Source organism: Paraglaciecola arctica BSs20135 (genome assembly GCF_000314995.1).
GTDB classification, from domain to species: domain Bacteria; phylum Pseudomonadota; class Gammaproteobacteria; order Enterobacterales; family Alteromonadaceae; genus Paraglaciecola; species Paraglaciecola arctica.
The window spans coordinates 1-1505 of the sequence record NZ_BAEO01000016.1; the positions used below are offsets into that span (position 1 = coordinate 1).

The following is a 1505-nucleotide window of genomic DNA, read 5'->3' on the forward strand; positions in this document are numbered from 1 at the left end:
CTTGATACTCATTGAGCCTCCCCAATCAGCATAACTTTCGGCTACTCTGATTGGTGACAAAACCGAACGGAGAAGCTCAATGAACTTTTATACTAATACACATCCATACTATTGTGGAATTGATTTACACGCTCGCCTACTTTATGTCTGCATTATTGACGAACACGGTGAGGTACTCGTACATAAAAAAATAAAAGATTCACCAGAACAACTACTTTCTTTGCTACAACCTTATTTGGGTAATATTGTTGTTGGCGTCGAATGTATGCACTGCTGGTACTGGGTTAGCGACTTTTGCCAATTACACAATATTGATTTTGTGCTCGGCCATGCCTTGTATATGAAGGCCATACATGGCGGTAAAACCAAGAATGACAAAATTGATTCATTTAAAATTGCCAAATTATTACGCGGAGGCAATTTCCCCTTGGCATATAACTACCCTAATGAATTACGCGCGACTCGTGATTTACTCCGCAGACGTACCAAGTTAGTGCGCTTTGGGGCGGATTTAAAAGCACATGTCACCAACACCGTTAGCCAATATAATTATCGTCCTCATACTCTTAATTTACGTTATCAACCCGCTCGTGAACAAATGCGTGAGGTGTTTTCTGAACCCTCTGTACAACGTAATGTTGATATCGACTTAACCATGGTAGGCCATATCGAAACTGAACTACGCAAAGTCGAATGGTTCATTGAAAAACAAGCCAAGCAGCATAATGCCAGAGATTATTATTTGCTCAAATCCATCGCTGGTGTCGGGCAAATACTCGCCCTCACTATCTTGTATGAAATCGGCGATATTCAACGTTTTGACTCTGTGCAGAAGTTTGCATCGTATTCTCGACTCGTAAAATGCAAAACTGAATCAGCAGGTAAAACATATGGTACCCAAGGAAACAAAATTGGTAACGCTCACCTAAAATGGGCCTTCTCTGAAATGGCCGTGCTCTATCTTAGAGGTAACGATAAAGCGAAAGCTTACCTCAACAAACTACAAAAACGCATGAGTAAAGCAAAAGCGCTTTCAGCGCTCGCCCACAAACTTGGCCGATGTGTCTACTTCATGTTAAAACGACAAAAGGCATTTGATGAAAGTCGATTTCTAGCAGGTTAGTCACGTCATTCGGTGAGCTGAATGTCTAACTAGGGCCTCAGGCAGAGCATTTATAAACGGTAGTGAATTTATCACTGGCTAAACAAGCCCTTGATATCCTTTATATGCCACCGCCAGGCAACTACATTGCTTGATTAGACACCGAATGGGCGTGCATCAATACTCTGAGCTAAATCGTTTACACCTAGCCTGAGCCTGCAACTAACTGGTGGATTTATCCAACCCTATTCTTGAATAGTGCCAGTGCTGGGTTAACCGATGAATGTCTAGTGCCCCTGTTGTCATCACGGATGGTGAAATAACAGGCTGTGATGAGATCACATAAGAGAGCCTCTATATGTGTTTGCTGTAAGCGATGACTTAACAGCCAATATGACAGATG

Annotated in this window: 1 protein-coding gene; it reads left to right on the forward strand. The window is 42.1% G+C overall.

Going from position 1 to position 1505, the window contains the following annotated elements; genetic code table 11:
- Positions 1 to 79 precede the first annotated feature (79 nt).
- Positions 80 to 1123, forward strand: coding sequence for an IS110 family RNA-guided transposase (locus tag GARC_RS06740; RefSeq protein ID WP_007618160.1), 1044 nt, complete (start codon positions 80 to 82; stop codon positions 1121 to 1123).
- The last annotated feature ends 382 nt before the right edge of the window (positions 1124 to 1505 follow it).

Excerpts from the sequence above, each read along its gene's own strand:
- GARC_RS06740 (WP_007618160.1), top strand. The coding sequence starts at position 80 with ATGAACTTTTATACTAATACACATCCATACTATTGTGGAATTGATTTA.